This window comes from Pseudanabaena sp. 'Roaring Creek', from assembly GCF_001402795.1.
GTDB lineage: Bacteria > Cyanobacteriota > Cyanobacteriia > Pseudanabaenales > Pseudanabaenaceae > Pseudanabaena.
In genome coordinates this window covers 1-369 of the sequence record NZ_LIRE01000629.1, presented here as the reverse complement: position 1 = coordinate 369, position 369 = coordinate 1, and the positions used below count along the sequence as shown (strand labels likewise).

The 369-nt window shown below is 57.2% G+C and carries 1 pseudogene; it reads right to left on the bottom strand.

Annotated features, from left to right (window positions below):
- Window positions 1-161, bottom strand: a pseudogene (locus AC805_RS27460) (MFS transporter); the annotation flags it as partial.
- Between the last annotated feature and the right edge of the window lie 208 nt (window positions 162-369).

Sequence of the window (369 nt, the reverse complement as noted above, 5' to 3'; positions counted from 1 at the left end):
ACCAGGCCAAAATAGTTGGCCGCCATCAGTGCACCGACCCACAGACCGTCCACTGTATCGGCCAGGCGCAGCGCCAGGTAGGTACTGAGCAGACCGGAGCCGAGCAACATCAGCAGGGTGGCGAAGTACAGCGAGCGGAATGACTTCCAGATCAATCGCATTGGCGGGTAAAGCTCCTCGTACGCAGTGTCGATAAACGGCGTCAGGCCTGGCCAGCCAGAATAGGACGCTCCTGGACGTTATGTCATCGCAGCGCGGTTAAATTCCATGCTCGTGCCTACGATGTAACTTTCGATGAATTCTGCAGCGAACAGTTCGACAGCATATCGCCGTGGTTTCGTCGCTCGCGGGCGGCATATAGGTTATGCG